Source organism: Stenotrophomonas sp. 05L414_2 (assembly GCF_056397905.1).
On record NZ_JBFTOJ010000228.1, the window covers coordinates 1 to 5560 of the forward strand.

A 5560-nucleotide genomic window follows, 5' to 3' on the forward strand; every position below is an offset into this window, starting at 1 on the left:
CCTCTACATAGGACTGCAGGGCCGGGGTGACTTCGACATCTTTGCCAAACGTTTCGATGCGCATCGGGTTTCTCCTTTGATCGGATGTGCCAATGAACCTCTCCGCCGGGCGCGGCGGCGCGTCAAACGATTCTGACTCTTTCGTGCGAGGCGGAGATGTTCATGGCCTCACGATACTTCGCCACGGTGCGGCGCGCTACTGGGATTCCCGACGATTTGAGCAGGTCAGCCAGCTTGGCGTCAGAAAGCGGCTTGCGTGGGTTCTCGTCATCGATCAGGCGCCGGATCATGGCCTGGATGGCGGTGCTGGACGCTTCGCCGCCGCCTTCGGTGTCGATGCCCGAAGCGAAGAAGGCGCGCAGCGGCAGGGTGCCGCGTGGCGTACGCACATGTTTGCGGGCGATCGCGCGCGATACGGTGGATTCGTGCAGGCCCAGTTCGCCGGCGATCTCGCGCAGGGTCAACGGGCGCAGTGCCTGTTCGCCGAATTCAAGGAAGCCGGCCTGCTGCTGGATCAGGCTTCGCACTACCCGCAACAGCGTCTCGCCTCGCGCCTGCAGGCCCTTCAGCAGCCAGCGCGCCTCCTGCAGTTGGCCGCGCAGATAACCGGCATCGGCGTCACCGCAGCGGCGGATCATCTGCTCGTAACCGCGGTGGATCACCAGCTTGGGGCCGGCATGGGCGGCCAGCGCGGCGCGCCAGATGCCGTTCTGCCGCCATACGACGACGTCGGGCACCACGTAGGTGTCCTGGGCGAGCGGGGCGATCTGGGTGCCGGGGCGCGGGTCCAGCGAGCGCAGCAGGGCCACGGCGGTCTCGACCTCGGCCAGCGGCTGCTTCAACTGCTGGGCCAGGCCGGTCACGCCCGAGCGCGGCAGTTGTTCCAGTGGGCCGGCAGCAACCTGCCGGGCCAGGGCCAGGCACGGGGTGTCGGCAGGAAGCACGTCCAGCTGCAGTTGCAGGCATTCGCCGAGGCTGCGTGCGGCCACGCCTACGGGGTCGAAGCGCTGGATCTGGTGCAGCACGGTCAGGATTTCGTCTTCACCGGCGTGGATTGCCGGCAACAGCGCTTCGGCGATGGCCGAGAGCGGCTCGCGCAGATAGCCGTCGTCTTCCAATGAATCGATCAGCGCGGCGCCGATGCTGCGGTCGCGCTTGGACAGGTGGGTCAGGTGCAGCTGCCACAGCAGGTGGTCGGCCAGGGTTTCGGTTTCGGCAACGCGTTCGGCGGCACTGCCGTTGTCGTCGTCGTCATCGAAACTACCGCCGCTGCCGCCACTGCTCCAGTCCAGCTCGGCAGGCGCCCAGTCGTCGCCGCTGCTTTCAGCGTTGTCGGGTGGGGCGTCATTGTCGCCGCCCGCGTCCTCGCTGCTGCCGTCCTTGTCGACACCGGCGCCTTCGTCGCTGCTGTCCGACCAGTCCAGCAGCGGATTGCTCTCCACCGCCTGGGCGATTTCCAGCTCCAGCTCGGTCGTGGACATCTGCAGCAGCTTGATCGCCTGCTGCAGCTGGGGCGTAAGCACCAGCTGCTGTCCCAACGATGTCTGCAGCCGAGTCTTCATGCCTGTGCCGAACGGAAGGGAGAGGGCCCGGCGGCCGCGGTTACAGCTTGAAGGAATCCCCAAGGTAGACGCGACGCACGTCGGCATTGTCCAGGATCGCCTCGGGCGAGCCCTGGGCCAGTACGGTGCCCTCTGCGAGGATATACGCGCGGTCGCAGATTCCCAAGGTCTCGCGCACGTTGTGGTCGGTGATCAGCACACCGATGCCGCGTTGCTTGAGATGGGTGACGATGCGCTGGATTTCACCGACCGAGATCGGGTCGACACCGGCGAAGGGTTCGTCGAGCAGGATCAGCCGCGGTTTGGCGGCCAGTGCACGGGCGATCTCGCAGCGACGGCGCTCACCACCGGACAGGCTGGCGCCGAGCTGTTCGGAAACATGCCCAAGCTGCAGTTCGTCGAGCAGGCTGTTCAGTTCGCGCTCGCGGCCCGCCGAATCCAGGTCCTCGCGCAGTTCCAGCACCAGGCGCAGGTTGTCGGCCACGGTCAGCTTGCGGAACACCGACGGTTCCTGCGGCAGGTAGCCCACGCCCTGCTTGGCGCGGGTGTACATCGGATCGCCGGTGATGTCCTTGCCGTCCAGCACGATGCTGCCGGCATCGGCACCGACCAGGCCGACGATCATGTAGAAGCAGGTGGTCTTGCCGGCACCGTTGGGACCGAGCAGGCCAACCACTTCACCGGCGTCCAGGGTCAGCCCGAAGTCCTTGACGACTTCGCGCTGCTTGTAGCGTTTGCGCAGGCCAGTTGCGACGAGCATTACTTCTTGCCTCCAGCCGGAGCCGGAGCGGCAGCAGGCGTCTTGTTCTTCGGCGGAATCACGGTGCGCACGCGGCTGCCATCACCGCCGGAGTTCATTTCACCGCTGCGGGTGTTGTAGACCATGCGCTGGCCCGCATTGGTGCCGCGCGCGCTGGTGACCTTGTAGTTGCCGGTCAGGGTGATGATCTCGGTGGTGATGTCGTAGTCGATCCGGTCGGCCACCGCATCCATCCAGGTGCCATCGTCGAGCTGCTGCTTCATCTTGGCCTGCTTGCCGGTGAACACCGCACGCACGGCTTCGCCGCCCTTGAGGTAGATCTCCGCTTCGGACGAGCGCAGGTCCAGGGTGCCCTGGGTGATGATCACGCCACCGGACAGCACGGTCTTGCCATCACCGGTGAGGGTGCCGGACTGCGCACCGGAATCAATGTTCATCGCTTCATTGCGGTCCGTCGACTTGGCAAAGGCGACAGCGGGGACAAGAAGACTGAGTGCGAGCACGGCTGCAAAGGGAATCTTCATCGGGGTCCGTTCTACCGGTGGTGGCCCTCCGGCGGGACCGGGGGCGGCGGGTGGGGGCTGCCTGCTTCGCGCCTGTCGGAAGACGTCGCGGGCGGGCGGCGGAATCAGCGCTTGGGCGTGTAACGGCCCTTGGACTGGCTGAGGAAATGATACGTGTTGTTCTTCGAATCCACCTCGAACCCGACGCCGGACTGCTCCATGCCGGGCCGGGTCATGGTCACCAGGGCATCGGTGCGGGCGCGGTTGTCCTTCGGGAATACATCCAGGTGGTCGGTGCGGAAGGTGGTCGGGACCACGCCCGGGCCGGCCGGGCTGTCGCCGGCGACGTTGCCCCGCAGCTTCATCTCGTCGCCCTTGGCACTGAGCCAGCCGGTCTGGGCGCGCAGCGTCCAGTGCTTGCCGTCCTTGTCGGGCATTTCGAACAGCGGCGTGGTGATGTTGAGCGTCTGGTCGCCACGCTGGCGTTCCAGCAGGGGCGCGCGCAGGGTGGTCGATTCCTTGCCATGTTCGTCCAGGGCGACGATCTGGAAATCGTGCAGGATGTAGTCCACGCCGGCGTCCTGGCCTTCGACGGCAGGTGCCTTTTCGCGGTTGCGCAGCGCCGCCCAGCTGCTCAGCAGGGCGGCCAGCAGCAGGCCGACGCCGAGGATCATCCGCCAGTTCAGGGTGGGGGCATTCATGCGCCGAACCTCGCCAGCACGGCGTCCACGCGGCCCTGCGCGGCCAGCAGCACGTCGCACAGCTCGCGCGCGGCACCACGGCCACCGTCAGCACGGGTGATCCAGTGCACGCGCTCGGCGATCCACGGATGGGCATTGGCCGGAGCCACCGCCAGGCCGACCGCGCCCAGTGGCGCCAGGTCGGGCAGGTCGTCACCCATGAAGGCCACCTGCTCCAGGCCGATGCCGTGCTGGGCGCACAGCGCCTGCACGCTGGCCAGCTTGTCGCCGACGGCAATCTGGGTGTCGATGCCCAGGTCGGCGCCGCGCTTGAGCGCGGACTGGCTGTTGCGCGCGGTGATCAGCACGGGGTGGATGCCGTGCTGCTGCAGCAGTTTCAGGCCCAGGCCATCCTGCACGAAGTACGCCTTGCTCTCATTGCCATCCTTGTCGTAGTACAGCCGACCGTCGGTGAGGGTGCCGTCCACGTCGAAGCAGGCCAGGCGGATACCGGCCGCAACGGCATGCAGGTGGGTGGGGAAGGCGGGCAGGGGGGACCAGGGCATCAGGGCATCGGACTCGGTGGTTGCGGGCTCGTTGGTACAGACTGAATGGGGTCTACGGACTGTCGGTTAAACCACCCGCGCCCGCAACAGGTCATGAATGTTCAGGGCGCCGACCGCGCGGCCCTGGCTGTCGACCACGATCAGGCCGGTGATCTTGTGGGTTTCCATCAGCCGCGCAGCCTCCACCGCCAGCTTGTCGGCGCTGATGGTGCGCGGTTGCCGGGTCATCACATCGGCGATCCTGGCGGTGCGCACGTCCAGGTCGGTGTCCAGGGCGCGGCGCAGGTCGCCGTCGGTGAACAGCCCGATCAGCACGCCCTGGTCGTCGACCACGGCGGTCATGCCCAGGCGCTTGCGGCTCATCTCCATCAGCGCTTCGCTGAGGCTGGCGCCGACATCGACCTTGGGCAGGTCCTCGCCGGTGTGCATGACGTCGGTGATGTGCAGCAGCAGGCGGCGGCCGAGGCTGCCGGCCGGGTGCGAACGGGCGAAATCGTCGGCGGTGAAGCCGCGTGCATCCAGCAGGGCCACCGCCAGCGCGTCACCCATCGCCAGCGAGGCGGTGGTGCTGGAGGTGGGCGCCAGCGCCAGCGGGCAGGCTTCGGCCGGCACGCTCACATCCAGGTGGAAATCGGCGGCGCTGGCCAGGCTCGACTGCGGGCGGCCGGTCATGGCGATCAGCACATTGCCCTGGCGCTTGAGCACCGGCAGCAGCATCAGCAGCTCATCCGATTCACCCGAATAGGACAGGGCCAGCACCACGTCGTCCTCGGTGATCATGCCCAGGTCACCATGGCCGGCCTCGCCCGGGTGCACGTAGAACGCCGGGGTGCCGGTGGAGGCCAGGGTGGCGGCGATCTTGCGTGCCACATGGCCGGACTTGCCCATGCCGGTGGCGACTACCCGGCCGCGGCTGCCCAGGATCGCCCGGCAGGCCTGCTGGAAGGCATCGCCGAGGCGGTCGGCCACGGCGTCCAGCGCCTGCCGTTCGATCTCGAACACGCGCCGGCCACTGGCGACCAGGGCGGCAGGGTCGGCGGAACGGGGGGGCAACAGGGATTCGGCCATGCGGACGCCACGCAGCGGAAGTAGAATGGACGCACATTTTATTAGGAAAGCCCGTTGGACGCCGACACCATCCGCAATCTGATCGAAACCGGCCTGCCCGGCGCCCGCGCCGACGTGCAGGGTGACGATGGCGTGCATTTCGAAGCGACCGTGGTCAGCGAGGCCTTTGCCGGCAAGCTGCCGCTGGCCCGCCACCGGATGGTSTATGCCACTCTGGGYGAYCTGATGGGCGGCGCGATCCACGCGCTCGCACTGAAAACCGTGACCCCGGCCGAAGCCGGCTGAACCGCAGAAGATCCCCAATACATGGCCAAGATCGTTGTGACCGGCGGCGCTGCGCTGCACGGTGAAGTAAGCATCTCCGGCGCCAAGAACGCCGTCCTCCCCATCCTGTGCGCGACCCTGCTGGYCGATGCGCCGG

At 67.3% G+C, this 5560-nt stretch carries 7 protein-coding genes; 1 reads left to right on the top strand and 6 read right to left on the bottom strand.

Features of this window, described 5'->3' with window-relative positions; translation table 11 throughout:
• Nucleotides 1-122 precede the first annotated feature (122 nt).
• The 6 genes from AC1DJN_RS20460 to AC1DJN_RS20485 all read right to left on the bottom strand — a co-directional run bounded on the left by AC1DJN_RS20460 (nucleotide 123) and on the right by AC1DJN_RS20485 (nucleotide 5139).
• Nucleotides 123-1562, bottom strand: coding sequence for an RNA polymerase factor sigma-54 (locus AC1DJN_RS20460; protein ID WP_442251278.1), 1440 nt, complete (start codon nucleotides 1560-1562; stop codon nucleotides 123-125).
• Nucleotides 1563-1602: 40 nt separating this feature from the next.
• On the bottom strand, nucleotides 1603-2322 hold the full coding sequence (lptB, locus tag AC1DJN_RS20465; RefSeq protein WP_025874019.1) for an LPS export ABC transporter ATP-binding protein: 720 nt from the start codon (nucleotides 2320-2322) through the stop codon (nucleotides 1603-1605).
• Entirely contained in the window at nucleotides 2322-2846 is a 525-nt protein-coding gene (lptA, locus tag AC1DJN_RS20470; RefSeq protein ID WP_025874018.1) for a lipopolysaccharide transport periplasmic protein LptA, read from the bottom strand. Before lptA ends, lptB begins: the two co-directional genes overlap by 1 nt.
• A gap of 104 nt (nucleotides 2847-2950) precedes the next feature.
• On the bottom strand, nucleotides 2951-3526 hold the full coding sequence (gene lptC / locus AC1DJN_RS20475) for an LPS export ABC transporter periplasmic protein LptC (protein WP_025874017.1): 576 nt from the start codon (nucleotides 3524-3526) through the stop codon (nucleotides 2951-2953).
• Nucleotides 3523-4071, bottom strand: coding sequence for a KdsC family phosphatase (locus AC1DJN_RS20480; RefSeq protein ID WP_033830524.1), 549 nt, complete (start codon nucleotides 4069-4071; stop codon nucleotides 3523-3525). Before AC1DJN_RS20480 ends, lptC begins: the two co-directional genes overlap by 4 nt.
• Nucleotides 4072-4137: 66 nt before the next feature.
• Entirely contained in the window at nucleotides 4138-5139 is a 1002-nt protein-coding gene (locus AC1DJN_RS20485) for a KpsF/GutQ family sugar-phosphate isomerase (RefSeq protein WP_025874015.1), read from the bottom strand.
• 54 nt (nucleotides 5140-5193) lie between these two features.
• Here AC1DJN_RS20485 and AC1DJN_RS20490 point away from each other — a divergent pair, with 54 nt between their 5' ends.
• The gene (locus AC1DJN_RS20490; protein WP_025874014.1) at nucleotides 5194-5424 is read left to right on the top strand and encodes a BolA family protein; all 231 of its coding nucleotides are present in this window, start codon (nucleotides 5194-5196) and stop codon (nucleotides 5422-5424) included.
• Nucleotides 5425-5560: the final 136 nt, after the last annotated feature.